This is a genomic window from Roseivivax sediminis, assembly GCF_900112685.1.
Lineage (GTDB): Bacteria > Pseudomonadota > Alphaproteobacteria > Rhodobacterales > Rhodobacteraceae > Roseivivax > Roseivivax sediminis.
This window is the reverse complement of the sequence record NZ_FOMS01000006.1, coordinates 144055-168336: the sequence shown is the minus strand read 5'-3', so window position 1 is coordinate 168336 and position 24282 is coordinate 144055. Positions and strand designations below refer to the sequence as shown.

General features: G+C 63.0%; 27 protein-coding genes and 1 pseudogene. 22 read left to right on the top strand and 6 right to left on the bottom strand.

Going from position 1 to position 24282, the window contains the following annotated elements:
* The first annotated feature begins 18 nt into the window (after positions 1-18).
* The 22 genes and pseudogenes from F3H57_RS11175 to F3H57_RS22795 all read left to right on the top strand — a co-directional run.
* Entirely contained in the window at positions 19-354 is a 336-nt protein-coding gene (locus F3H57_RS11175; protein ID WP_149755996.1) for a P-II family nitrogen regulator, read from the top strand.
* 502 nt (positions 355-856) lie between these two features.
* On the top strand, positions 857-2302 hold the full coding sequence (locus tag F3H57_RS11170) for a sigma-54 dependent transcriptional regulator (protein ID WP_149755995.1): 1446 nt from the start codon (positions 857-859) through the stop codon (positions 2300-2302).
* A gap of 454 nt (positions 2303-2756) precedes the next feature.
* Entirely contained in the window at positions 2757-3719 is a 963-nt protein-coding gene (locus tag F3H57_RS11160; protein ID WP_149755993.1) for an NADH-quinone oxidoreductase subunit B family protein, read from the top strand.
* Between the two features lie 37 nt (positions 3720-3756).
* The gene (locus F3H57_RS11155) at positions 3757-5361 is read left to right on the top strand and encodes a nickel-dependent hydrogenase large subunit (RefSeq protein ID WP_223163050.1); all 1605 of its coding nucleotides are present in this window, start codon (positions 3757-3759) and stop codon (positions 5359-5361) included.
* Between the two features lie 88 nt (positions 5362-5449).
* A complete protein-coding gene (locus F3H57_RS11150) occupies positions 5450-5764 on the top strand; it encodes a hypothetical protein (RefSeq protein ID WP_149755992.1) in 315 nt (104 codons plus the stop codon).
* 40 nt (positions 5765-5804) lie between these two features.
* Positions 5805-6125, top strand: a complete 321-nt coding sequence (locus F3H57_RS11145) for a hypothetical protein (protein WP_149755991.1) — start codon at positions 5805-5807, stop codon at positions 6123-6125.
* Positions 6126-6132: 7 nt separating this feature from the next.
* Positions 6133-6612 (top strand): hydrogenase maturation protease, encoded by a 480-nt coding sequence (locus F3H57_RS11140; protein WP_149755990.1) that lies wholly within the window; start codon positions 6133-6135, stop codon positions 6610-6612.
* Positions 6605-6925: a hypothetical protein gene (locus F3H57_RS11135; protein ID WP_149755989.1), complete on the top strand. Its 321-nt coding sequence runs from the start codon at positions 6605-6607 to the stop codon at positions 6923-6925. Before F3H57_RS11140 ends, F3H57_RS11135 begins: the two co-directional genes overlap by 8 nt.
* Positions 6926-7022: 97 nt before the next feature.
* Entirely contained in the window at positions 7023-8045 is a 1023-nt protein-coding gene (locus tag F3H57_RS11130) for a tetratricopeptide repeat protein (protein ID WP_149755988.1), read from the top strand.
* Positions 8046-8070: 25 nt separating this feature from the next.
* Positions 8071-8283, top strand: a complete 213-nt coding sequence (locus F3H57_RS11125) for a hypothetical protein (RefSeq protein WP_149755987.1) — start codon at positions 8071-8073, stop codon at positions 8281-8283.
* Between the two features lie 9 nt (positions 8284-8292).
* Positions 8293-8517, top strand: a complete 225-nt coding sequence (locus F3H57_RS11120; RefSeq protein ID WP_149755986.1) for a hypothetical protein — start codon at positions 8293-8295, stop codon at positions 8515-8517.
* A gap of 7 nt (positions 8518-8524) precedes the next feature.
* Entirely contained in the window at positions 8525-9397 is an 873-nt protein-coding gene (locus tag F3H57_RS11115) for a NifU family protein (RefSeq protein ID WP_149755985.1), read from the top strand.
* Positions 9394-10587, top strand: a complete 1194-nt coding sequence (locus F3H57_RS11110; protein WP_149755984.1) for an NHL repeat-containing protein — start codon at positions 9394-9396, stop codon at positions 10585-10587. The genes F3H57_RS11115 and F3H57_RS11110 overlap by 4 nt, the downstream gene beginning before the upstream one ends.
* On the top strand, positions 10584-13040 hold the full coding sequence (hypF, locus tag F3H57_RS11105; RefSeq protein WP_149755983.1) for a carbamoyltransferase HypF: 2457 nt from the start codon (positions 10584-10586) through the stop codon (positions 13038-13040). The genes F3H57_RS11110 and hypF overlap by 4 nt, the downstream gene beginning before the upstream one ends.
* On the top strand, positions 13010-13291 hold the full coding sequence (locus tag F3H57_RS11100) for a HypC/HybG/HupF family hydrogenase formation chaperone (protein WP_149755982.1): 282 nt from the start codon (positions 13010-13012) through the stop codon (positions 13289-13291). Before hypF ends, F3H57_RS11100 begins: the two co-directional genes overlap by 31 nt.
* A 13-nt stretch (positions 13292-13304) precedes the next feature.
* Positions 13305-13997, top strand: a complete 693-nt coding sequence (locus tag F3H57_RS11095) for a D-sedoheptulose-7-phosphate isomerase (RefSeq protein ID WP_149755981.1) — start codon at positions 13305-13307, stop codon at positions 13995-13997.
* On the top strand, positions 13994-15139 hold the full coding sequence (hypD, locus tag F3H57_RS11090; protein WP_149755980.1) for a hydrogenase formation protein HypD: 1146 nt from the start codon (positions 13994-13996) through the stop codon (positions 15137-15139). The genes F3H57_RS11095 and hypD overlap by 4 nt, the downstream gene beginning before the upstream one ends.
* Positions 15136-16203 carry a hydrogenase expression/formation protein HypE gene (gene hypE / locus F3H57_RS11085; RefSeq protein ID WP_149755979.1) on the top strand — a complete coding sequence of 356 codons (1068 nt, stop codon included), beginning with the start codon at positions 15136-15138 and terminating at the stop codon, positions 16201-16203. Before hypD ends, hypE begins: the two co-directional genes overlap by 4 nt.
* Before the next feature lie 7 nt (positions 16204-16210).
* Positions 16211-16549, top strand: coding sequence for a hydrogenase maturation nickel metallochaperone HypA (gene hypA / locus F3H57_RS11080; protein ID WP_149755978.1), 339 nt, complete (start codon positions 16211-16213; stop codon positions 16547-16549).
* A gap of 41 nt (positions 16550-16590) precedes the next feature.
* Positions 16591-17511, top strand: a complete 921-nt coding sequence (hypB, locus tag F3H57_RS11075; RefSeq protein WP_262504509.1) for a hydrogenase nickel incorporation protein HypB — start codon at positions 16591-16593, stop codon at positions 17509-17511.
* Positions 17512-17704: 193 nt separating this feature from the next.
* Positions 17705-18304 (top strand): HupE/UreJ family protein, encoded by a 600-nt coding sequence (locus F3H57_RS11070; RefSeq protein WP_149755976.1) that lies wholly within the window; start codon positions 17705-17707, stop codon positions 18302-18304.
* A 413-nt stretch (positions 18305-18717) separates the two neighbouring features.
* Positions 18718-19472: pseudogene (locus tag F3H57_RS22795) on the top strand (IS5 family transposase); the annotation flags it as partial.
* Between the two features lie 40 nt (positions 19473-19512).
* Here the strand turns inward: F3H57_RS22795 and F3H57_RS11060 are convergent.
* From F3H57_RS11060 to trbK-alt, 6 genes are read right to left on the bottom strand one after another with little or no spacing between them, the layout of a single operon-like run.
* Positions 19513-19752: a DUF2274 domain-containing protein gene (locus F3H57_RS11060; protein WP_149755975.1), complete on the bottom strand. Its 240-nt coding sequence runs from the start codon at positions 19750-19752 to the stop codon at positions 19513-19515.
* A 2-nt stretch (positions 19753-19754) separates the two neighbouring features.
* Positions 19755-20900 carry a TrbI/VirB10 family protein gene (locus F3H57_RS11055; RefSeq protein WP_188129662.1) on the bottom strand — a complete coding sequence of 382 codons (1146 nt, stop codon included), beginning with the start codon at positions 20898-20900 and terminating at the stop codon, positions 19755-19757.
* Positions 20897-21913 carry a P-type conjugative transfer protein TrbG gene (gene trbG / locus F3H57_RS11050; RefSeq protein ID WP_149755974.1) on the bottom strand — a complete coding sequence of 339 codons (1017 nt, stop codon included), beginning with the start codon at positions 21911-21913 and terminating at the stop codon, positions 20897-20899. Before trbG ends, F3H57_RS11055 begins: the two co-directional genes overlap by 4 nt.
* Positions 21910-22599, bottom strand: coding sequence for a conjugal transfer protein TrbF (gene trbF, locus F3H57_RS11045; protein ID WP_149755973.1), 690 nt, complete (start codon positions 22597-22599; stop codon positions 21910-21912). The genes trbG and trbF overlap by 4 nt, the downstream gene beginning before the upstream one ends.
* Entirely contained in the window at positions 22596-23969 is a 1374-nt protein-coding gene (trbL, locus tag F3H57_RS11040) for a P-type conjugative transfer protein TrbL (RefSeq protein WP_149755972.1), read from the bottom strand. The genes trbF and trbL overlap by 4 nt, the downstream gene beginning before the upstream one ends.
* Before the next feature lie 3 nt (positions 23970-23972).
* Positions 23973-24266: a putative entry exclusion protein TrbK-alt gene (trbK-alt, locus tag F3H57_RS11035; RefSeq protein WP_149755971.1), complete on the bottom strand. Its 294-nt coding sequence runs from the start codon at positions 24264-24266 to the stop codon at positions 23973-23975.
* Positions 24267-24282: the final 16 nt, after the last annotated feature.

Here is a 24282-nt window from a genome sequence, read left to right as displayed (position 1 = left end):
CAACAGGACCGACGCAGCATGAGAGAAATCGAAAACAAGAAACTCCTGACGATCATTGCACCGGGCGAACTTCAGCGCATGGTTGTCGAACAGCTCAAGAAACGCGGAATCGGCGGCTACACAGTTGTCGCTGCATCCGGTGCGGGGACGTCGGGCCTGCGATCAGGTATGCTTGTCAGTGATTCTAGCGTCATCTTGTATGTTATCATGTCCGAGGAGCGGCTCCGGGAAGTGCTTGTCGACATGGACCAGTTCATGTCGCGGGGTTATCGGGTAAAAGCATTCTATCAGGACATCAGCATCTTGCCGCGAAAAGAGGCCAAGCCCAAGTCCGGCGAAGCTGTCACCGATTAACCTTGGATGAAGCTGGGTGCAAAATGCAAATTCCGAGGCATGTCGCCCCCTCGTTCCGAGAAATAGTCGCCCCCAGGAAGGGGGTGCTTGGGCCGGGTAGAGATGATGCTGATGAGAAAGTCCTCGTCCCAACCTGCCGTCAGTCCGTTTCGTCGTCATGGAAAGCTTGGCTGGATGACGGCGCAACAGATCCTTAGCGTCCGCTCCAAACTGCGGTGAGTGATTTCATTGGATTATGATTCTGTCGGGTTGCCAAGATTCAACGGAGAACATGGTGCCCTGGACCGAAATCACTTGCCACACTATGATATCTACAACAATAAAATCAGGTCTGGCGGTGTCGAGTTGCGTCCAGGCGCTGCTGAGCTGATCCGGCGATGTCGGGACGCAGCTCAGTCCGGCGGGTGACCGATCGGACGCCTTCGATCCCTCCAATCGCAATTGATATCCACGCAACAGGCTGATAACAAGGCAGGCAAGGTGGAAACTAAGTTGCATACTCATGCGGTCAAGCACAGTCGTCATACTGTCGGCCTCCGGCAGTGATTGGACAGAAGCCGTCGAAGTTCTGTCAGAGCGCTACACATATCGAGTGGTGTTGACAGGATCCATCGGAGAGGCGCTGACAGCGATGGGTAGCCTCAATGTGGATCTCGTAGTCGCGGAGGATCGACTGGACGAAATGGTCGGGATCGATTTCCTGACACGCCTGCGGGTCTCGCACCCCGATATCATGCGCGTCTACGTCACACGCTCGACCGCGCGGGTGTCGGACCAATTGCTGACGCAAGCCGCCATCTACCAGTTTCTCCTGACGCCGCTCGATCCAACGCAACTGGGATTGGCCATCGAGCGCGCACTCGAGGCTCGCGAACTCGCGCGGCGGCATCGTATCCTATCGCGCGAGTTTAAGATACAGGGCGACTCGTACATATTCACTGAGCACAAGGGCCCGGCCTTTCGTCCCGAAAGTCATCGGTTCGAGAAACTTGTCTATGCGAGCGAGAAGATGGCCGAGATGTGCAATCTTGCCCGTCAGGCCGCTACCACCGAACTTCCGATCTTGATCCAGGGGGAGACTGGAACAGGTAAAGAACTGCTGGCGAGGGCCATCCACTACAATTCACTTCGTCGCAGCAGCCCGCTGCTTGTTCAGAACTGTGGTGGCTTGCCCGACGAATTACTGCAATCTGAACTATTCGGCCATCAGCGTGGTGCATTCACCGGCGCTATTTCAGACCGGCTAGGGCTTTTTCGCGCGGCTGACGGCGGGACAGTGTTCCTAGACGAGATTTCGGAAGTTTCGCCATCTTTCCAAGTAAGTCTGTTACGCTTTCTCCAGGAGGGAGAGGTCAAGCCGCTGGGCTCGGACAAGGTGATCCACTGCAATGTGCGGATCATTGCGGCATCCAACCAATCTTTGAAACAGCTGGTAGAGCGCCGGGAGTTTCGCCAGGATCTCTATTTCCGGCTCAAGGGTTTCGAGTTCGAAATTCCACCGCTGCGGGACAGGCCCGATGATATCGCTCCGCTGGCAGAGTTCTTTGCTGCTAAACATGCCGATTCCATGGGTCGCAAGGTGTTGGGCATCACCGCAAATGCTATCGAGAAATTGGCGGCCGGCGACTTTCCCGGGAATGTTCGCGAACTGGAGAACGAGATCCGGCGAATGGTGGCGCTCGCTAAGGACGGCGAATACGTTACCGCGCGCGACATGTCGCCCGAATTCCTCGCAGCGGCTGCACGAAAATCGTCCGACGGATTGCGTGGCTTCCTGCCCGACGGGAAGACACTTAAGGATCAAGTCGAAAGCCTGGAGAAGCAAATCCTCGGACACGCGCTGCTGCGCAATCACTGGAACCAGAGCCGTACGGCCGTCGAACTCGGCCTCTCGCGTGTCGGCCTCGCTAACAAGATCAAGCGTTACAATTTGAACGAGCTAGGATGACGCCACAATTAGGATGACGCCACAATGATGGACGAAAAGGACGGCCGGGACAACGATGTAATTCGTTTTCCGCAGTCGCGTGTCACCCCGGGTGGAGGCAATCCGATAACGGTCCTTGGTTTCGGCAGGATGGCCGGCATTTTTGGCGTGCCTGAACGGCAGACGACCGGCCATTGGTGCAGCCGCTGCCGGGGGGTATGGTATGGTTATGTTCTTGAAGTCGACTGCCCCGTCTGCGGAAACCGGCATGGCTAATTCTAACGCTTCTCCTCCTTAAATGGCTAACGTCATTTACACCTGCAAAGTAGGTATGCAGAGAAAAACTACGCCATCTTGAACGGAATCTCTATAAGCACTTGACTTTCTGCGCCGTGAGCAATTGGCATGGTATTTGCCTCACCATCGTTCGTAGAAGCAGACCGCGCGCCAGCGGGTGATCTAGGGAGGAGAATCTATGGCCAACCTGTTGTGGCTCCAGGGTGGAGCATGTTCCGGCAACACGATGTCGTTCCTTAACGCAGAGGAACCCAGCGCTTGCGATCTGGTGACGGATTTCGGCATCAATGTGCTCTGGCACCCTTCGCTCGGGCTGGAGCTTGGAGAAAACCTCCAGAAGATGTTGCTGGCGCTGACATCCGGTCAGATGCCGCTCGACATCTTCGTGTTCGAAGGCACGGTGGTTAACGCTCCTAACGGCACCGGCGAATGGAACCGGTTTGCTGGTCGGCCGATGCGCGATTGGGTGACCGATCTGTGTAAGGTCGCCAACTTCGTCGTCGCTGTCGGCGACTGCGCGACCTGGGGAGGTATTCCCGCGACAGCGCCCAATCCTACCGAGAGCGAGGGGTTGCAGTTCCTCAAGCGCGATCATGGCGGCTACCTCGGCAAGGACTTCAAGTCGAAAGCTGGCCTTCCTGTCATCAACATTCCGGGCTGCCCGGCGCATCCAGACTGGATCACGCAGATCGTGGTGGCGGTCGCTACGGGACGTGGCGGCGAGCTCTCGCTCGACGAGTTTCAGCGGCCAAAAACGTTCTTCACCTCCTTCACCCAGACCGGCTGCACCCGCAACATGCACTTTGCCTACAAAGTGTCGGCAACCGAGTTCGGGCAGCGCAAAGGGTGCCTGTTCTACGACCTCGGCTGCCGCGGACCGATGACGCATTCGCCCTGCAACCGCATCCTGTGGAACCGCCAGTCGTCGAAGACGCGCGCCGGAATGCCATGCATGGGCTGCACCGAGCCGGAATTCCCCTTCTTCGATTTGGCGCCAGGCACCGTCTTCAAGACGCAGACCGTGATGGGCGTGCCGAAGGACATGCCAACAGGTGTCGACAAGACCGGCTACATCAAGCTCACGGCCGCCGCCAAGGCCGCCTCGCCGCGCTGGGCTGAAGAAGACATCTTCGTCGTCTGATCCGCGCGCTGTCTCGAACCTCTTTCAGAAAGGTCAAATGACCATGTCCGCTGCAGTTCAAACACTCGATATTTCGCCGGTTGGCCGTGTGGAGGGCGACCTTGACGTGCGCGTCGATATTCAGAATGGCGTCGTTGTAAACGCCTGGACCCAGGCCGAGCTTTTCCGTGGCTTCGAGGTTATCTTGCGCGACAAGGATCCACAGGCGGGTCTTGTCGTGACGCCGCGTGCCTGCGGTATTTGCGGCGCGTCGCACCTCACCTGCGCCGCCTGGGCGCTCGATACCGCCTGGGAAACCGAGGTACCGCGCAACGCGATCCTCGCACGCAACCTCGGCCAGATAGCGGAAAGCCTGCAGAGCCTGCCAAGGCACCACTACGGCCTATTTATGATCGACTATACGCATAAAAACTACTCTCATTCGAAATACTATGAGGAAGCAGTCAAACGCTGGTCCCCCTTCACCGGCACCAACTACGAGCTTGGCGTGACTATCTCGGGCCGCCCGGTTGAGATCTACGCTCTGCTGGGAGGCCAGTGGCCGCACTCGAGTTTCATGGTGCCCGGCGGCGTGATGTGCGCACCGACGCTGACCGACGTGACGCGCGCCTGGTCGATCCTCGAGCATTACCGCCGCAACTGGATGGAGCCGGTCTGGCTCGGCTGCTCCTTGGAACGCTACGAAGAGATCCGCTCCTACGATGATTTCATGGCGTGGATTGATGAAAGGCCCGAGCACGCCAACTCCGATTTAGGAATGTTCTGGCGGATGAGCCAGGACATCGGCGTCGATAGCTATGGTCGGGGCCATGGAAAGTTTGTGTCTTGGGGCTATTTGCCGCACGAGGACAAGTACAACAAACCGACTATCGATACCCGGGCAGCGTCGGTACGCATGAAAAGCGGCGTCTATGTTGGGGGAACTGACAAGCATGAGGTGATGTCCGAGAATTTCACGCGCGAGGACGTGATGCATGCCTGGTATGACGAGCCGAGCGGAAAACATCCGTTTGACCGCGTCACCAAGCCAGTCGTCAAGAATCCCACCGATCACAACGCGAAGTACTCTTGGTCGACTGCTGTCCGGCATGAAATCGACGGCAGACTGGAAGCAGGTCCACTCGCGCGTCAGTTGATTGCTGGCGGCTACCATGGCGAGGGATGGCAGCACACTGACCCGCTGGTGCTGGACATGTACAAGAAGCTCGGCGGCGCCAGTGTGGCTCTGCGGCACTTTGCTCGGATGCACGAAGGCGTGAAGCTGTATCGTGAAGCTGAACATTGCCTGCGCGAGTTTCGCTTGAATGATCCTTGGTATATCAAGCCAACAGAGCGCGACGGCAAAGGGTGGGGTGCTACCGAAGCGATCCGTGGCGCTCTTTGTCACTGGATCGAGGTGCAGAACGGCAAGATCAAGAACTACCAGATTATCGCGCCGACCACGTGGAACGTAGGACCGCGGTCGGATGCGGGCGAGCTCGGGCCGATCGAACAGGCGCTGATCGGTACGCCAGTCGCGGATGCGAGCGATCCTGTCGAAGTCGGCCACGTCTGTCGATCTTACGATTCATGCCTTGTCTGCACAGTACACGCCCATGATGCCAGCACGGGCAAAGAGCTTTCGCGGTTCCGCACTGCCTGACCGCCTATAAAACGGCGAACAAACTTCGGCCGCATAGACTAAGACTAGGCGGCCGGAGAACCTCGTCAGGAAATGTAGGACTAGTGATATGAACAGCGAGCAACAGAATGCCACGCTGCGCAAGATGGCTCAGCTTATGCGGGACGGGCTGAAGACGCAGACCGAACCGTTTCCGGAAACGGAAAAGGAGTTTGCGGCAATCCTCGAAGAGCTGCGTCGTCTCGATCCCGGCGATTTGGAGGGAAAGATGGTGATCAGCGGCTTCGTGGACCATCCATACGGACCCGACAGGCAGCGCTGCATGGAATGCATGTATTACCTAGTGCACCGCCAATGGTGCGACCTGCCCGAACTCGCCGTGCCCGTCGAGGCCGACTGGTGGTGCCGGCTCTGGCGAATCTGACGGAAGGCTTTTCGGCAGGGTACCCAAAAGGGAGACTGCTATGACGACGACCGAGAGCAACCAGGAGGTCCTGGAGGAGATTCGGTCTCTGCTGCAGGGAGGATTGGAGACGGAGGCTTTTCCGCGTGCCGACACACATGATGCTGTCATGGCCGTCATCTCGCGGTTGCGCGTCGCCGGTGACGACCTCAAGGCGAAGCTGGTGATCGGCGGCTTCACGCCCCATCCGGTCGAGCACGGTGGCATCGAGCAGCCCTGCGAAACCTGCATGTACTACCTCGTGCACAGGCGTTTCTGTGAACTGCCGGAGTTGTCGGTGCCCGTCGAGCCGGAGTGGTCCTGCCGGCTATGGCGGATATGACTTCGCGATGATCGCCGTTGTCGGCTGCGGCAACCCCGTCCGGCAGGATGACGGAGCCGGTCCTGAGGTCATACGCTTGCTCAAGACCCGCGGCCTGGTTGGACCTCACGTCAAGTTGCTCGACGCGGGCACGGACGGCATGTCGGTCATGTTCGCTGCAAGGGGCTGTACCTCGCTCATCATAGTCGATGCGGTCCGCGCCGGCAGTGAGGACGGTGCGATCTACGAGGTGCCCGGCGCAGAACTGGAGCGGCCCCATGAACCCGGCCTCAACCTGCACGATTTCCGCTGGAACGCGGCGCTTCATGCCGGCCGCCAGATATTCCGCGATGCATTTCCCCGCGATGTGACGGTCCTGCTGATCGCGGCCTCTCGCCTGGATTTCGGTATTGGACTGAGCGAGAGCGTGTCGGTAGCCGCCAGGACAGTCGCCGGCCGTATTGAGGACGCGATCGCCGCGCGCCTGAGGGCAGCCGAACATGAGTGACGGACAGGTGGCGATCCGGATCAGACGCAGAGCGCTCTATCTCTCACGGGAAGTCTGCGATCGCTATTTCGCCGGGGTCGACGCCGTAGTCCTGCTGAGGCGCGACACCGACCTGCTTGTGCTGCCTGTCCGCCATGCGGCTGCCGGCGGCTATCTGTTAAAGCAGCGCAATGGTGCGGGTGATCGCGTCGTCCACGCCGCCGACCTTCTGCGGGATGAGACGGATGCGGGAGAGGACGACCGGGAATTGCCGGCGTTCTGGGACCCGGCACAGGCAGGGCTGGTCGTCGAGAACGCGCTATCTGCAAACTAACTCTGCATTTAGTCGTCTATGTTGACAACGACTGAAGAGCTGTTAACGTCGAACCCAAGAGGAGAGTTGCACCGAGATGCAGCGGGAGGAGCCGCGGATGAAAAGCGCTCGCATGGAGGAAGAGGTTCGCGCCGCACTCGCTGCCGCGGAGGACGATTCCGCAAGTCCGGCCGAGCGCGCGGAAATGCTCATGGAGATTGCCATGGGCTTGCAGCAGCGCCCGAAAAGCTTAGATCAGATCGGAGCGGCGCTCGATCTCTACGAGCAGGCGCTGAAAGTGTGTCCGACAGACGAGCGGCTGCTGGCGGCGAGGATCGCCGCGCGCAAGGGCACGGCGCTGCTGGCGGTGCCTGAGGAAGGTGTTGACCGGCTGCTGGCGGCGCGTGCGGCGTTCGAAAGCGCCATTCCTCATTTCATAGACTTCGGCCGGCCGGAGGAACTTGCCGAGGCCGAGATGAATCTTGGCCTCGCGATCCAGAATCTGGCCGGCCAGAGTCGCGCGCGCATAACCGACGCGATTGCGGCCTACCAGCGGGCGCTGCGCACCTTCGACCGGGAGCGGTTCCCGAAGGAGTTCGCCATCCTGCAGAACAACCTTGCGACGGCGTTCCTGTCGATGCCCTTCACAGACAGCCGTGCCAGGATGCGCGAGGCGCTGGCCGTGCAGGCCTTCGAGGAAGGGCTAAAGATCGTCAACCTCATCGACCACCCGGCCGAGTACGCCATGCTGCAGAACAATCTCGGCAACGCCTTGCAATACGCTTCATCGAGTCATGCGATCGAGAACAATCTGCGTGCCCTCGAGGCATATGACGAAGCGCTCAAGGTGCGCACCCGCGAAACGATGCCGCTCGAATATGCCAACACCATCGCCAACAAGGCGAACTGCCTGTGGAATCTCCCTGACGATCCGGCGCAACCTGAGGGCGGCAACCGAGCCAACCTTATTGCGGCACGAGAGTACTACCGCGAATGTCGCGAAATCTTCGGCCGGGCGGGTGAGACGGAGAAAGCGCGAATGGTGGCCGAAGCATGTGAGCAGATTGACCGGGAATTGCTATCCGCGCCACCGGCAAAGTCGCCTGGGCTGGCGGACAACAGCCCGTTGCATCTCAACTGAAACGGGCAACGAGGGAGATCGAAGGATGACAGGTATTGAACTGACGGCAGGAAGCGTGGCGCTCGCGTTGGTAGCAGGCATCATTGCCTCGAGCATCGGCGGAGCCGTCGGCGGCATCGCGACCGGCGGCAAGGCGATCGGCAACCAGCTGGCCGCCATGATGGGTAGTTTCTACGGGCCGGTCGGTGGCGTGGCGGGCATTGTTGTCGGCCTGATCCTCCTGGCGCTGATCGGCTGAGGTGCATCCATGTGGGAGATGGTAAAAAGCTCTATCGTCCTCTTCCTTCAGGGCAAGCTCTTCGCCGAACCGGCCAAGGTTTATCGGCAGACCGCGATCGGTGCAGCGTTCACGGCAGCGCTGCTGGTCGTGCTCGCAGTAGCCGGCCTGCCGGTCGCTGGCGCGGCCGCGGTCGCCGGAATCGCCGGCGGGGCGCTGCAGCCCTACCTCTTCAAGGATCTACGCTACCGGTGAGAAAGCCATGAACGCGGTCGACTTCGTCCCCACACAGCGCGAGACGCTCGCCGGCTTCATCGGCGACATCGAACGGCTGGAGGCGCTTTTCGCTTCTTGGGACGAGACGCAGCGGGGCGCCGTGGAAGCCTATCGCCTTGCCATCGAGAGTTTGCAAGCTGAGGCGTTCCGCCGGCTCGTCCGCGGGCTGAAGGCCGATTCGGCGGCGCTGGAGGCGATGAAGCAGGCGGCGAGCGACGAGATCGTCTACGCTGTGCTACGACGTCACAACATCCTGAAGCCCAGCCTCAGCGAGCGCGTCGAAGCGGCGCTGGACAGCGTGCGGCCGATGCTCGCCTCGCATGGCGGCGACGTCGAGCTGGTTGCCGTGCGTCCGCCGGTCATCGAAGTCCGTTTCACCGGCGCGTGCGATGGCTGCCCGGCCTCAGCGCTGACCTTCCATGGTGGCGTCAAGAAGGCCGTGGAGGAAGCTTGCCCGGAGATCACAGATATACTCCAGCTCAAGGGTGCCGGCGGCGGCGGCAACAATGACAGCGTGCGTTTCGTCAGCCCGTTCGCGCTCGGCGCAGTGGACGGCTGGCACCTGGTCTGCCGCCTTGACGAGATTCCACAGGGCGACGTCGTCACACGCACGGTTGGCGGCGAGAATGTCATTCTGTCGCGCCAGGGTGCGATCGTATCCTGCTTTCAGAATGCCTGTGCGCATCTCGGTATGGAGATAGACGCCGGCGAGGTCGAGAATGGCATCATCACCTGCCCATGGCACGGCTTCCAGTATGACCTAGCAACCGGCGAGTGCCTGACCGCGCCGGAGGTGCAACTGCAGGCGCACATGGTGAAGGTCACCGGCAACCGGGTCGAAGTGAGGCTCGCCAAATGATGCGCGCCTCGGTCAGCGCCGCATTCCGCCGGCCTGCTCCGATGGCGCCGCCGGCCGCCGCGCTGCTCGATCTCGCCGGCGCCCGCGTCGTTCTCGGCGATCACGTTACCCCTGACGGATTGCCGGTTTCCATAGCGCCCGGCCCGTCGACGCTGTTCGGCCCGCGCGGCGTGACCTTCGCAGGCGCCGAGGGGCCTTTCTTCGTCGCAGATACCGGCCATCACCGCCTGCTGTCTTGGCGCCGCGTGCCGACGGAGGACAACCAGCCGGCGGACCTGCTGATCGGCCAGCCTGACTTCTTCTCCGAGGGGCGCAATGCTCGAAGCGAAGTGGGTCCGGCCACGCTGAACATGCCGACCGGCCTCGCCACGGACGGCCGTGTGCTGGCGGTGGCCGATGCCTGGAACCACCGTGTGCTGATCTGGCGGGAACTGCCCGAGCACTCCAACAAGCCGGCGGACCTCGTGCTCGGGCAGCGGGATTTCGCAAGCGGTCTTGCCAATCGTGGCATGGACCGGGCCGGTCCCGACACGCTCAACTGGTGCTACGGTGTCACCATCGCCGACGGCCGCCTGTTCGTCGCCGATACAGGGAACCGCCGCGTGCTGGTCTGGAACGCCATGCCCGACCGCAGCGGCCAGCCGGCCGATCTCGTGCTCGGGCAGGCCGACATGATGACGCATGACGACAACGCGGGCGCCGCCGCCGGTGCGTCCGGCATGCGCTGGCCCCACGCGATAGCTGTCACCGAAGGCCGTATCATCGTCGCCGACGCCGGCAATAGTCGCATCATGGTCTGGAACGGTATGCCCAATGCCGACGGCGCGCCGGCGAGCGTCGTGCTTGGCCAGAAGTCGTTCGGCAACATCGACCACAATCGGGCCGGCTATGATCCCAGCGAGCGGGCCCTGCAAATGCCCTATGGGATCACGGTACGCGACGACATGCTGATCTGTGCCGACACGGCGAATTCGCGATTGATCGGCTTCCCGGTCGAGGAACTGGGTATGGACGCGGGCGCCACGGCCCTCGCCGGCCAGAGGGCCTTTGCCGACAAGGGCGATAATCGCTGGCGCTTCGCGACACGCGACAGCCTGTGCTGGCCCTTCGCGGTCGCTGCTTGCGGCGATCTCCTTGCCATCGCGGACACAGGCAACAACCGCGTTCTGTTGTGGGAGGCGGCGCCATGACCGCGCTACTTTCCCGGCAGGCCGCCCAGCGGATCGAAAGCGTCCAGATTCGCGTGCGCGGCCGCGTGCAAGGGGTTGGCTTCCGGCCGACCGTCTGGCGGTACGCGAATGAGTGCCGGATCGATGGCGAGGTCCTGAACGACGGCGAGGGCGTGCTGATCCATGCCCGCGGGACCGCCTCGGATATCCAGCAGTTGCTCGACAGGTTGCGCGCGGAGCCTCCGCCGCTCGCCGACATCACGGCGATCGAGGTCAAGCCCTTCAGCCGAGCCGTCGCCGAAGGCTTCGTCATCGTCGAAAGCGCGTCGGGCGAAACACACACCGAAATCGCGCCCGATGCCGCAATCTGCGAGGCCTGCGCGGCAGAAGTGCTCGACCCGTTCGCCCGCCGCTACCGCTATCCCTTCACCAACTGCACGCATTGCGGACCGCGGCTGACCATCGTGCGCGGCGTCCCCTACGATCGCGGGACGACCAGCATGGTGGCCTTTCCGCTTTGCGAGGAATGCGCCGCCGAATATTGCGATCCCGCCGACCGGCGCTTCCATGCCGAGCCGATTGCCTGCCATGTCTGCGGGCCGAAGGCGCGGCTGATCCGCTTCGATGGCCGCGCCCTCAGCTACGAGCAGCATTCAATGCTCGACGACGTCGACGCGGCGATGAGCCTGGTCCAGAAGGGCGAGATCGTCGCCGTCAAGGCGCTCGGCGGCTACCAACTCGCCTGCGACGCCACCAAGGCCGAGACGGTGGAGCGCCTGCGAAAGCTGAAGCGCCGCGATGCGAAACCCTTTGCCCTGATGGCGCGCGACATCGAGGTCATCCGTCGCTTCTGCAGCGTTTCGCCCGACGAAGAAAAGGCGCTGAAGTCGCCCGCGGCGCCTATCGTTCTGCTGCAGGCGCAAGGCCCGGAAACGCTGTCTGAAGCGGTCGCGCCAGGGCTTGCGACGCTCGGGTTCATGCTGCCGTCGACGCCGCTTCATGTGTTGATGTTCCGTCGCATGGCGCGTCCCGTGGTCATGACCAGCGGAAACATGTCGGACGAGCCTCAGGCGACAGACGATGCGCAGGCGGCCAGCACGCTCGGCGCGATCACGCCCTATGCCCTGGTCCACGACCGTGAGATCGCCAACCGGGTAGATGATTCGGTGGTGCGGTCGATGGTCGGGAAGGTCCGGGTGCTGCGGCGTGCGCGCGGCTATGCGCCGGCTTCCATCGCGTTGCCGGAGGATTTTGCCGAAGCGCCGGAAGTGCTGGCCTTCGGCCCCGAGCTGAAAGCGACCTTCTGTCTCGTCAAGGATAGCCGTGCGGTGCTGTCGCAGCATCAGGGCGACCTCGAGGACGCAGCCACGTTCGATGACTACGGCAGGAACCTCGCGCTGTTTGAGGCTCTCTTCGACCACAAGCCGCAGGCTATCGCCTGCGACATGCATCCGGACTACCTGTCCGCCAAAATGGCGAGGGAGCGTGCAGAGCACGCCAGCCTCCCGCTGGTCGAGGTCCAGCATCATCACGCCCACATGGCCTCCTGCCTCGCCGAGAACGGGTGGCAGCTTGACGCGCCCGCAGCACTGGGCGTCGTACTCGACGGGCTTGGTTGGGGGACGGACGCGACGATCTGGGGCGGTGAGTTCCTGCTGGGATCCTATCGCGGCTACGAGCGCCTGGGGACCTTCAAGCCCGTCGCCATGCCGGGTGGAGCGCAGGCCTCGCGGGAACCCTGGCGGAATCTCTATGCCCATCTGATGGCCGAGATGGGCTGGGCGCATTTCGCCATGAATTTCGGCGATCTTGAGCTGTTCGGCAAGCTGTCGGCCAAGCCCCGCCCGACACTCGATTCGATGATCCGCAACGGCGTGAATTCGCCGGCAGCCTCGTCTTGCGGACGTCTGTTCGATGCGGTCGCGGGGGCGCTTGGCATCTGCTTTGAGCGCCAGGCCTATGAGGGCGAGGCGGCGATCCGGCTCGAAGCCGTCGTCTGCCGGCGCACGCTTGTCGAAGAAGGTGACGAACTCGCCTATCCGCTGACGATCCCCAACCTGAAGGGCTCAGGCCTGCCCTATATTGAACCGCTCGGCATGTGGAATGCCATCCTCGGCGACCTCGTCCTCGGGACGCCCGTCCCGGTCATGGCCGCCCGCTTCCACAAGGGACTGGCGAAGGCAGTCGCGGCCATGGCGCTCAAGCTTGCGCGCCGAGAGGACGAGGCCGGCCCGCGTTTCGACACGGTCGCGCTCTCCGGCGGCTGTTTCCAGAACAGCGTCCTGCTCGAGGAGACGGTTCGCCGCCTTGAGCAGAAGGATTTCAACGTCCTTACCCACGCTAAGGTGCCCGCCAATGACGGCGGTGTTTCGCTTGGCCAGGCAGCAGTCGCCGCTGCACATCTTATCGATGCCGGGATGACCCGGCGAAAGGGAGGAAGCTCATGTGCCTCGGTATTCCGGGACGGATCGTAAGGATCGATGACGCGGCGAAGAAACTCGCGACGGTCGATGTCAGCGGCGTGCGGCGCCAGATCAACATCGCCTGCGTGGTCGATGAGGCGCATCCAGTTGAATCCTGCATCGGCGACTGGGTGCTCGTGCATGTCGGCTTCGCCATGAGCCGCATCGACGAGCACGAGGCGGCGCAAACGCTGAAGATACTGACCGAACTCGGCGAGGCGCAGGCCGAGATAGAGGCGATGCGTCAAAGCTCGGTACATTAGGGAGGATCGAAAAATGTCCCAAGAAGGCGCTCTTCAAGGGTTATATCCGTACCTGCACGGGAAGGCGCAGGACCCCGCGAAACTTGAGGCGGCACTGCTGCATTCGGTCGCCGAGAAGGCGCGCGACTCGCGCGAGACCAGCGAGCGCTTCTTCGGTGGTCAGGCCGAAATACTTGTCGCGGCAGCGCATACGCTGGCCGATGTGTACCGGCGCAACGGCCAACTCTTCTCGATGGGCAACGGCGGATCGAGCTGCGACGCCTCGCATGTGGCAGTCGAGTTCGTGCATCCCGTCACTGCAGGGCGGCCGGCACTCGCGGCGACCAACCTCGTCGCCGATCTTGCCATGATCTCGGCGGTTGGCAACGACCTCGGCTTCGACCATGTCTTCGTGCGCCAACTCGTGGCGCATGCCAGGAAGGGTGACGCGCTGATCGGCATTTCGACCAGCGGCAACTCGCAGAACCTGATCGCCGCCTTCCAGAAGGCGAAGGAAATGGGCGTCGCCACCATCGGCCTCACCGGCGGCGACGGCGGCAAGATGAAATCGTCCGGCGCGGTCGACCACTGCCTCGTTGTGCCGTCGACCTCGATCCACCGCATCCAGGAATGCCACGTTGCAGCCTACCACATCCTTTGGGATCTCGTGCACACACTGCTCGCGGACCAAAGGGGCTCCGCGGCCGGCAAGGAGAAGGTCCAATGAAATTCGCAGACGAATTCCGCGACCGTGACAAGGCCAGGGCGCTGGTCCGCGAGATCGAAACGCTTGCCGACCAGATCGAGATAACCAGGACCCGGCCGCTGAACATCATGGAAGTGTGCGGCGGCCACACGCACTCGATCTTCCGCTACGGGTTGGAAGGCATGCTGCCGCCTTCCATCGAACTGGTGCATGGGCCGGGCTGTCCGGTCTGCGTTCTTCCTATGGGCCGCGTCGACGACTGCGTGGCGATCGCCGAGCGGCCCGGGGTGATTTTCACGACCTTCGGCGACGCCATGCGCGTTCCCGGATCAAAGAAGAGTCTTATGCAAGCCAAGGCCGACGGCGCCGACGTGCGCATGGTCTATTCGCCGATGGATGCGCTGGCGCTTGCCCGCAACAATCCCGACCGCGAGGTGGTCTTCTTCGGCCTCGGCTTCGAGACGACGATGCCTTCGACGGCGCTCACGGTGCTGCAGGCTGAGGCCGACGGCATCGAGAACTTTTCGGTCTTCTGCAATCACATCACCATTGTGCCGACGATCAAGGCGATCCTCGACAGCCCGGACCTGCATCTCGACGGCTTTCTCGGGCCCGGGCACGTCTCCATGGTGATCGGCACAGCACCCTACGAGTTCATCGCCGACTTCTACAAGCGGCCGATGGTGGTAGCGGGCTTCGAGCCGCTCGATGTGCTGCAGTCGATCTGGATGATCCTGAAGCAGATCTCGGAAGGCAGGGCCGAGATCGAAAACCAGTACAAGCGCATCGTTCCGGAAGCCGGCAACGACCCGGCGCTTGCGGCCGTCGCCAGGGTCTACGAGTTGCGCGAGTTCTTCGAATGGCGGGGCCTTGGCTCGATCGATCATTCAGGCGTCAAGGTGCGCGATGAATACGCCCGCTTCGATGCCGAGCGAAAGTTCGCAATCCCCAACGTGAAGATCGCCGACCCGAAATCCTGCCAGTGCGGCGAGGTGTTGAAGGGCGTGCTGAAACCGTGGCAGTGCAAGGTGTTCGGCACGCTCTGCACGCCCGAGACGCCGCTCGGCGCGCTGATGGTTTCGCCGGAGGGTGCGTGCGCCGCATACTATCAGTATGGCGGCGTCAAGCCACAGCGCGATGAAACGATGGCGGCTGCGACATGAACGTCATGCCACGGCCACCGAAACGTAGACTCGGCCAGGTCCATGTGCCGGCGGTGACGCTTTCCCATGGCGGCGGCGGCAAGGCGATGAAGGACCTTATCGACGATGTCTTCATCAGCGTATTTGCTACCGGCTCGCCCGAAGCGCTGGAGGACCAGGCGCGCTTCGATCTTGCCGCTCTCGCCGCCCATGGCGACCGGCTCGCCTTCACTACGGACTCCTTCGTCGTAGACCCGTTGTCTTTCCCCGGCGGCGATATCGGCAAGCTCGCCGTTTTCGGCACGGTGAATGACCTCGCCGTCGGCGGTGCAAAGCCTCTCTATCTTTCCTGCGCCGTCGTGATCGAGGAAGGCATGAAGATCGACGAACTGCGGCGCATCGCGCTCTCCATGGCGAAAGCAGCGGCAGAGGCCGGAGTCACCATCGTGACCGGAGACACCAAGGTGGTGCAGCGCGGCGCCTGCGACAAGCTGTTCATCACAACGACCGGCGTCGGCGTTATCCCGCCTGACCGGATCCTTGGCATCGATACGGTGCGACCGGGCGACGGCATCCTGGTCAACGGCCTGCTCGGTGACCACGGCGCGGCGATCCTCGCCGCGCGCGGCGATCTCGCGCTCGAGTCGGAAATCCTCAGCGACTGCGCCCCGCTGCACGGGCTGATCGATGCGCTGCTTGAGGCTGCGCCCGGCACGCGCTGCATTCGCGACGCGACGCGCGGCGGCATCGCCACGGTGCTGAATGAAATTGCCGAAGCCTCCGGCGTCTCGATCGAGATCGACGAGGGGGCAGTGCCGCTGCGCGAGGAAGTGCGCGGCTTCTGCGAGATTCTCGGGCTCGACCCGCTCTATCTTGCCAATGAAGGCAAGATTGTCGTTGCCGTGCCTGCCGAGGAGATCGACGCTGCGCTTGCAGCACTTCGCGCGCACCCGCTCGGGGCGGGTTCCTCGCTGATCGGCCGCGCCAGTCGCGGCGAGGCTGGCAGGGTGACGATGCAGACCGTCTTCGGTGGGCGACGGATCGTCGACATGCTGGTCGGCGAACAATTGCCGCGCATCTGTTGAGGTCGAGATGCACGAACTCAGCATCACCCGCAACATAGTGTCGATCGTCGAAGAGGCGGCAAAGGGCCGTCGCGTGAAGCGCGTCGCAATCGACGTCGGGAAGCTGGCGGGAGTGATGCCGGATGCGCTGGCGTTCTGCTTCGATGTGGTTGCAAAGGGCACAGCGCTCCATGGCGCTCGGCTCGATATCAACGAGATCGCCGGCCGCTGCCGCTGCCGCGACTGCGGCGGCGAATTCGAGACCGCCAGCCTGTACCAGGCTTGCGCCTGCGGCTCGCGACGTGTCGAGAGGATCGCCGGCGAAGAACTGAAGATAAGAGAGATGGAAGTAGAGGAGGCAGCCTGATGTGCGTGACCTGCGGATGCGGATCGAAGGCCGAGGCCCGGATGATGAACCTTCAGACCGGCGCGGAGCTGCCGCTCGGTGACAATCACGCGGACGATCATGTGCACGCCCATGCGCATCATCACGACCACCGCCACCAGCACGGTCACGCGCACGAGCATTCTCATGCCCACGATCACGGCGACGGCAATGTCCACGAGCACAGGCATAGCCATTCTCACGACCATCATCACGCCGACGACGAACTGCACGATCACGAGCATCACGATCACCACCATCACGGGCATGGTGGCCATGATCACACCACGAGCGTGGTCGATCTGGAGGCTCGCATACTGGCCAAGAACGACCAACTCGCCACGCGCAATCGCGGCTGGTTCGAGGGCCGGGAGATCCTTGCGCTGAACATCGTCAGCTCTCCGGGCGCGGGCAAGACGACGCTGCTCGAGCGCACCATCCGCGACCTCAAGGACGAACTGCCCATCTTCGTGATCGAGGGCGACCAGGCGACCGTCAATGACGGCGAACGCATCCGCGCCGCGGGAGCAGCGACCGTTCAGATAAATACGGGTGCCGGTTGCCATCTGGAAGCCGACATGATCGCTCGGGGGCTCGACGAGTTGAAGCCGCAGGTCGGTTCGATGGTGCTGATCGAGAATGTTGGCAACCTCGTTTGTCCTGCGCTGTTCGATCTGGGCGAACGGGCCAAGGTCATCGTCCTGTCCGTTGCCGAGGGCGACGACAAGCCGCTCAAATACCCGCACATGTTCCAGGCAGCGGACCTGATGATCGTCAACAAGACCGATCTGCTCCCGTACGTCGACTTCGACGTCGATACCGCGATCGCGAATGCGCGCAAGGTCAATCCGTCTATCCAGGCGATAAGTCTCTCCGTCCGCACCGGCGACGGCATGGCGGCCTGGTACGAGTGGTTGCGCGACCATCGGGGGGAGATCGTCTGACCAACTGAAAAGTCCCAACCGAACCGTAGTGACGCAGCCTGTTGTTCGCTGCCGCATTCAACAGCGGCGAGCGCGTTGGTTGTTGGAAGGATACACATAAGTATTTGAAATATATAACTATTTTGTCGCCCCTGTTGACGGTATGAAGTTTTCTCAATATCGTCTTACGGCACCAACTTGGAGGGATAACAACATGAGCAGAATGTTCACGGCGGGATTCGCCGCGCTTGCGCTAAGTGCAGTCCCGAGCGTTGCGCTCGCCCATACGGGCGTCGGCGATACGCATGGCTTCATGCATGGCTTCAGCCATCCGATCGGCGGCCTGGATCATGTGCTCGCCATGGTCGCGGTCGGCATGTTCGCGGCCTATGTCGGTGGCCGTGCGCTGTGGCTGGTGCCGGCGACGTTCGTGCTGATGATGGCAGTGGGCGGAGCGCTCGGCATCGCCGGTGCGCCGGTGCCGTTCGTCGAACTCGGCATCGTTGCTTCGGTGATCGTGCTCGGCCTGGCGGTCGCATTGCAGTGGCATGTGCCGACGGCGGCGGCGATGGCGCTGGTCGGGTTCTTCGCGATCTTCCACGGTCATGCGCATGGAGCGGAAATTCCAGCAGGCGTATCGGGCCTTGAATATGCTCTGGGCTTCATGTTCGCCACAGCCGTTCTGCACGCTATCGGCGTAGGAATCGGCTTCGGTTTCAGCCAAGTGGGCGCTCGCATCTCACGTGCTGCGTTGCAGGCGGGCGGTGGAGCCATGGCCTTGGCTGGAGTGGCGATACTGACCGGCTATCTCTGAGGGGAAGGACGACAGAGGAGCGTCCGATGGTACGATCGCCTGGCTGCGAACGATGCCAATGACGGCATGAAGCAGGTTGCCGGATTGCAATGCAGTGAGGCAACCACGTTCTGGACAGGCGATCACGTCCATCGTCAGCATCCGAAGGCGCGATAGGGGAGCGTGTGAAGCCGGAGGAAGACGATGTCCGCGAATAGCGGTATGGGTGTTGCGAAGATCAGAATGCGTATCAAGCAGGGTCGGTCGATCCCGCAGCTTCATCATCGAGATCCCGCGCCTGACGCTGCACGGCTGAACGGATCCGGACAATACTAGGTCGTGTTGACAAAGTGGATTCCCAAATCAGGTGAATTCTGATTCAAAACTCCTCTTTATGGGGAGTGATGATGGCGCGCGGCGATCTGACCGATGAAGAATGGTCAATAATCGAAGAGTTCTTACCCGCAGAGCGTGGTCGAAAATCCCGACCTGCTCACGATAATCGGCGGTTCCTCGATGGCATGCTGTATGTGCTGCGGGTCGGGTGCCCCTGGCGCGACATGCATGAGCGCTATGGCAAGTGGAACTCGGTCTATGTCCGGTTCCGGCGCTGGGCCGAACAGGGCGTCTGGGACGCCATCCTTGAAACGTTGGTCCAGATGGGGCTGACCGATGACTGGCAGCACATGATCGACAGCACTACCGTCCGGGGCCATGTATCGGCAGCCGGCGCAAAAGGGGGACTCATAAGGAAGCTTTTGGTCGATCACGCGGCGGCTTTACGTGCAAAGTCCACGCCCGCTGTGACAATCAGGGACGCCCTCTCGGCTTTGTCCTGACAGGCGGGCAAGCCTCGGACTATGGCGCGGTCGGCGAACTCATGGCCCTGCCGGTCAACAAGCCAAAGGCAATTCTGGCCGACAAAGGCTATGATGGCGACGCTGTTCGAGAAGCCTTGCTGCTACAAGGCATCTTGCCGGTCATCCCGCCAAAGGCCAATCGCAAGGCCCATATTCCTTGCGACTACCGACGCTACAAGGATCGCAATCGTATCGAGCGCATGTTCGGGTATCTCAAGCACATGCGCCGCATCGGCACTCGGTATGAGAAAACGGCCCTGTCATTCGCAAGCTTTCTCAACCTCGCAGCCATCCGCAGGTGGTTAAAGGACTTTGTCAACACGACCTAGACATGGAATCGTTCAGAGACGCCCGGAAGTAGCGCTGAACTTACGCGTCCCGTTGTGACTTCGACCCTCTCCGCTTCGCGCTCGCAAAACCCCTGTCTGTGCCGATGAACCGCTCCAGCATCGGCACGATGAGCTTGATGGGGTCGGAGGCGGGCTGGCCGGACTCGCGGGCCAGGACTTCGGCGTAGGCGACAAGATCGCGGTGAAGCGGCCCCGGCAGTTCCACCGTGACCTTTACCGGTTTGTCCTCGATGATGGGGCCGAGTTTCAGCTTGGTCATGGTCAGCCTCCGGCTGGCTCGAATACAAGATCGCGGGTCACGATGACCCTGACCGGGAAACCGGGCCGGATGGTCAGCGTTGGGGCGACCTGCAACTGGCGCTGGACGATCTGCTGGCCGGCCTGATTGATGGTGTCCTGCGCCCCATCCCGGATGGCGCGGATCAGTCGGTTCTCGTCATCGGTGGCAAGTTCGGCGCCGATGCCAAGCAACGTCGAAAGCCCGGCCGCCTTCATCAGATCCCACCAGTGGTAATCGACGCCATCCTCGAGCCCGGCATAGCCGGAAGTATCCGCGCCCTGCAGTCGTTCCAGAACAATCGAGCGGCCGCCTGGCAGGATCAGGCGGTTCCACACAAGCAACACGCGGCGCTGACCGAAGGTCACGCCGTCATCGTATTGGCCAATGATCCTCGTCCCCTGCGGAATCAGGAGCAGCGATCCGGTCGGGCTGTCATAGACGTTCTCCGTGACTTGGGCGGTGATCTGGCCGGGAAGGTCGGAGCGGATGCCGGTGATGAGCGCGGCCGGGATCACGGACCCGGCCTGAAGGATGTAGGGCGATGCCGGCGGCGTGACGCGATCGGGGGCAACGATCTGCCGGTCCACCGGCCCGTTGAGGAATGCCGTGTGCCGATCCTGCGTGGCAATCTGGTCGAGCTGACCGGTCAGGTCGAGGCCGGCGAGGTCCGTGCCGGTTCCGGGCGCGGCGCCCGTGCCCGGTGCGGTCAGGAAGAAGACGCGGCTCAATCGGGCGGCCTCTTCCTCGGCCAGGCGGCGTTCCTCTTCCGGATCGACGGCAGGCGCGGTGATGGCGGGCACCGTCACCGGCTGCCCGCGTGTCTGCGCATCGAGGATGGGGCGACCGAGGTCGCCGGGCAGCGCCGGGCCCAGGAGCGGGCCGGTATAGTCGGACGGTAGGCCGGACAGGCCGTCCGCCGTCGGTCGGTTCTCGGTCGAATAGAGTTCTTCCCCTCCCGGTCCCGCATCGCGGGTCTGGAGCGCGTAGATCAGCGCGCCGCCGATGCCGAGCAGCGCGACGGCGCCGACGCCGGCTAGCATCTTGCGGGACAGGCGGGTGACGCGCGGCGGTTCGGCGCGCAGCCGCATCGGCGCGGTGGTATCCGTGATGGTGCTGTTTTCGGTCATGAGGGGGAGGCTCCGATGGCGGCGGGTCGAGCGGCGGCCTGCCTTTGCTCGATACGGACGATCCTGACGACCTGCTGGCGGCTGCCGCTGCCAAGGCGCAGCTCGGCCGCGCCGAACAGGCGGTCAACTATCAGGACGTTCTGGTGGATGCGGCTGTTGACGATCTGCGGTTCGCCATCGTTGCCAAGCACGAAGATCGGCGGCATCTCGCCCTGCACGATGCCGCGCGGGAAGACGACATAGACGCGGCGGCCGTCGTCGAAGACGGAGATCGGCCGCCAGGGAGGGCTGTCGCCGGTCAGGCCATAGCGATAATTGCGCGCCGCCTCGACCGGAATGACCGGGGCGGCCGGAACGGTCGGGCGCTGACCGGCAGGCGGTGCGGGATAGGCCCAGGCCACGGCCGGCATGTAGAGCGATTCCCGCGCGCGCAGCTCGATCATGTAGATGCGGCGGTCGGTGGTGATGACGAGATTGGTCGAGATGTCCGGCCGCGTCGGCTTCACCAGCACATGCACACGGCGAGTCGTTCCCGAACCGCTTGCCGTATCGCCGATGATCCAGCGGGCGGTGTCGCCGGCCGCGATCGGTCCCGCGCCGGTCAGGCTCTCTCCCGGCTCCAGCGCAATCGTCGTGATCTGCCCGACGGCGGCATAGACCTGATAGAGCGCGCCTTCCGACCAGGGATAAATCTGGATGGCGTTGTAGTACCCCTCGCGTCGTGGCTCGACGCGGGCGGCGGCGTTGGCGTTCTCGACGCGGCCTGCCGGCGAGCTGGCCGCGGTTCCGCCCCGCGCGACGGTCCAAGCCGGCGGCGTGTGCAGCGGCCGCGGCCGTTCGTCGGTTGCGGTCGTCTGCACCACGGGCAGCGCGGGCACGTCGGCATCATAGGTGAACTGCGGCGTGCGGTTCGTGGCGCAAGCGCTCAGTGCGGTTGCAGAAAGCAGCAGAACCAGAAGACAGGATTTACAGAAAACCGCAGAACCGAATTCGCGCTTCGTCTTGCGGGTCATTGGCTCATCTCCCGCGACCAGTTGATGGCATTGACATAGATGCCGAGCGGATTGGCGCGCAGGCGCTCGGCGTTGCGCGGCGTCTGGATCACGATGGTGAGGATCGCCGTCCACCGCTCGGTGGTGGAGAGCTGGCCGTTCTCGTAATGGCGCTCGGTCCATGCCACGCGGAAGCTGTCGGGCGAGGCCCGGATTACGCTCGACACTTCGACGGCGATCTGCTGGCGGCCGATACGAGTGAACGGATCGTTGGCGCGGGCATAGTCGTTGAGCGCCGCCGCGCCGCGATCCGTCGTGAACTCATAAGCGCGCAGCCAGTTCTGGCGGACGATGATGGCGTCGGCCGGGATCGCGCGGACCTGTTCGATGAAGCGGCCGAGATGGAAGGCGATCTGCGGATCGGTGGGCCGATAGTCTGCCGTGGCCGGCGCGACCGCCTGCGCCTGGCCAAGACTGTCGACCTGTACCACCCAGGGCACGATCGTCCCGCGCGTCGTTTGCCAGACAAGAGCGGCGGAAAAGCCGGCCGACAGGATCAGTGAGCCGAAGGCCATGTAGCGCCAGTTTTTCGCCTGCACGCGGGCCGAGCCGATGCGCTCGTCCCATGCCTGAGCGGCCTTCTGATAGGGCGTCTCGGGTTCCGGCGATTTGCCGTAATGGGTCGATGGTCGTTTGAAGAGGTTCATGAGCGGTCGCTTTCGGAAAGATTGACGGAAGAACCGGAGCCGTGGCCGTCGCCGGAACGGACTGCATGCGCGGCCATGGTGGTGCCGTGGTTGAGCGCCTGCCGGCGCTGCATACGTTGCGCCCATGCGGGCGGGCCACTGACAGGGGCGGAAGATGATGCGGCCGCGACGTCCCGCGCGCCGCCGACTGTGCCCATGGATGATGTCCCGCCACCTGCGGCAAAGCCCGCGCGGGCGCCCTCGGCGAAGCTGGATTTGACGGATGCTCCAGCGCGGGTCGCGGCACGTTTGAGGGGTGAGACGGCGGCCGACCCTGCGGCGCGAGCAACACCGCCGAGTCCCGAGGCGACACCGGCAGCCTCGGTCTGGCCGAGCGAGTTGACGCTGTAGGCCGCGCTTGCTGCCCCTGCCGCGGTTGCACCGCCGCGAACGGCCGCGGCTCCGCCCGAAAGAGCAGCAGCGCCACCTCTTGCACCGAGCATGGCCGCGCCGCCCGCCGCCGCACCACCGGCGAGCAGCATGCCGCCGGCGGCCAGACCGGTGCCCACGGCCGAACCTGCGCCGAGCTGCGGCCCGCCCGAGACAATCCCTGAGGCGATGCCGGGACCGAAAATGCCTAGGCCCAGCAGCGACAGGGCCGCGAGCACGATAGCCATGGCGTCGTCGATGGTGGGCGTCGCCCCGCCGAACCCGGCCGTGAATTGCGAAAACAGCGTCGAGCCGATGCCGATGATGACGGCCAGCACCAGGACCTTGATGCCGGAGGACATCACGTTGCCCAACACGCGCTCGGCCATGAAGGCGGTCTTGCCGAACAGGCCGAAGGGGATCAGCACAAAGCCGGCGAGCGTGGTCAATTTGAACTCGATCAGGGTGACGAAGAGCTGTACGGCGAGGATGAAGAAAGCGAGGATGACCAGTGCCCAGGCGAACAGCAGGCAGGCGATCTGGATGAAGTTCTCGAAGAAGCTCCAATAGCCCATCAGGTCAGAGATGGACTCGAGCAGCGGGCGACCGGCGTCGAGGCCGGTCTGCGCGACACGGCCGGGGCGCATCAGGTCGGCGGCGCTGAACCCGGTGCCCGACGCCATGAGGCCGAGGCCGGCGAAGGAGTCGAAAACGATCCTCGCCAGATTGTTCCAGTTGCCGATGATGTAGGCGAAGATCCCAATGAAGAGCGTCTTCTTCACCAGCCGCGCGATGATGTCGTCATCGGCGCCCCAGGCCCAGAACAGCGCGGCCAGCGTCACGTCGATGACGATCAGAGTGGTGGCGATGAACGCGACCTCGCCGCCGAGCAGGCCGAAGCCGCTGTCGATGTAGGAGGTGAAGACCCCGAGGAAATTATCGATGACGCCTGTGCCGCCCATCGGTCATTCCCTGGTGCCGGATTGCGGGACTGCGGGTGCTGGCGCAGGTGCGCGACCCAGGAAACGGTCGCGGCTTTCGGCCCAGGCGGTGAGGCAATCGGCGTTGCGGGTCGCGGCCTCGCCGAGTTGCTGGCACCGGCGCAGCGTCGCCCGCAAGGGATCGGCCGGAGGCTGGAGCGCCGGTGCCGTCGTGGCCGGTGCGGGATCGTCCTTGCGGGTCATCTCGACCACCGTGACCGTGATCGCGACGGCAACGAAGGCGACCGCGCCGATCCGTGCGAGGATCTTTCCCTCCATCGCTTTCCCCTTTCCG